The organism is Caldisalinibacter kiritimatiensis (assembly GCF_000387765.1).
Taxonomy (GTDB): domain Bacteria; phylum Bacillota; class Clostridia; order Tissierellales; family Caldisalinibacteraceae; genus Caldisalinibacter; species Caldisalinibacter kiritimatiensis.
In genome coordinates, this window is record NZ_ARZA01000024.1 from 1 (window position 1) to 1296 (window position 1296).

The following is a 1296-nucleotide window of genomic DNA, read 5'->3' on the forward strand; positions in this document are numbered from 1 at the left end:
CCGGCCATTGTAGCACGTGTGTAGCCCAGGGCATAAGGGGCATGATGATTTGACGTCATCCCCACCTTCCTCCGGTTTGTCACCGGCAGTCCCTCTAGAGTGCCCAGCATTACCTGATGGCAACTAAAGGCAAGGGTTGCGCTCGTTGCGGGACTTAACCCAACATCTCACGACACGAGCTGACGACAACCATGCACCACCTGTCACCTCAGTCCCCGAAGGGAAAGTCCTATCTCTAGGACGGTCCGAGGGATGTCAAGCCCTGGTAAGGTTCTTCGCGTTGCTTCGAATTAAACCACATGCTCCGCTGCTTGTGCGGGCCCCCGTCAATTCCTTTGAGTTTCAGTCTTGCGACCGTACTCCCCAGGCGGAGCGCTTAATGCGTTAGCTGCAGCACCGAAGTCTGGCGACCCCGACACCTAGCGCTCATCGTTTACGGCGTGGACTACCAGGGTATCTAATCCTGTTCGCTCCCCACGCTTTCGTGCCTCAGCGTCAGTTGCAGTCCAGAGAGCCGCCTTCGCCACTGGTGTTCCTTCTAATATCTACGCATTTCACCGCTACACTAGAAATTCCGCTCTCCTCTCCTGCACTCAAGCCCTACAGTTTCAAGTGCTTACCTCGGTTGAGCCGAGGGCTTTCACACCTGACTTGCAGGGCCGCCTACGCACCCTTTACGCCCAGTAATTCCGGACAACGCTCGCCCCCTACGTATTACCGCGGCTGCTGGCACGTAGTTAGCCGGGGCTTCCTCCTAAGGTACCGTCAAAATTCTTCCCTTAGGACAGAGCTTTACGACCCGAAGGCCTTCATCGCTCACGCGGCGTCGCTGCATCAGGGTTTCCCCCATTGTGCAATATTCCCCACTGCTGCCTCCCGTAGGAGTCTGGACCGTGTCTCAGTTCCAGTGTGGCCGTTCACCCTCTCAGGCCGGCTACCCATCGTCGCCTTGGTGAGCCGTTACCTCACCAACTAGCTAATGGGACGCGAGACCATCCTACACCACCGGAGTTTTGACCCATGTAGCATGCGCTACTAGAGTTTTATGGGGTATTAATCCCGGTTTCCCGAGGCTATCCCCCTGTGTAGGGCAGGTTTCTCACGCGTTACTCACCCGTCTGCCGCTAAGCTTAGTCTCAATCAACCCGAAGGAATCATGAGGTAAGCTTCGCTCGACTTGCATGTGTTAGGCACGCCGCCAGCGTTCGTCCTGAGCCAGGATCAAACTCTCAAATTGAAAGTTTATCTGAAACTCAACTGGCTTTGCACTGTTCAATTTTCAAAGTCCTAATTTGT

The 1296-nt window shown here is 55.2% G+C and carries 1 rRNA gene; it reads right to left on the bottom strand.

What is annotated here, in order from left to right:
* A 16S ribosomal RNA gene (locus L21TH_RS00800) occupies positions 1–1237 on the bottom strand; the annotation flags it as partial.
* Between the last annotated feature and the right edge of the window lie 59 nt (positions 1238–1296).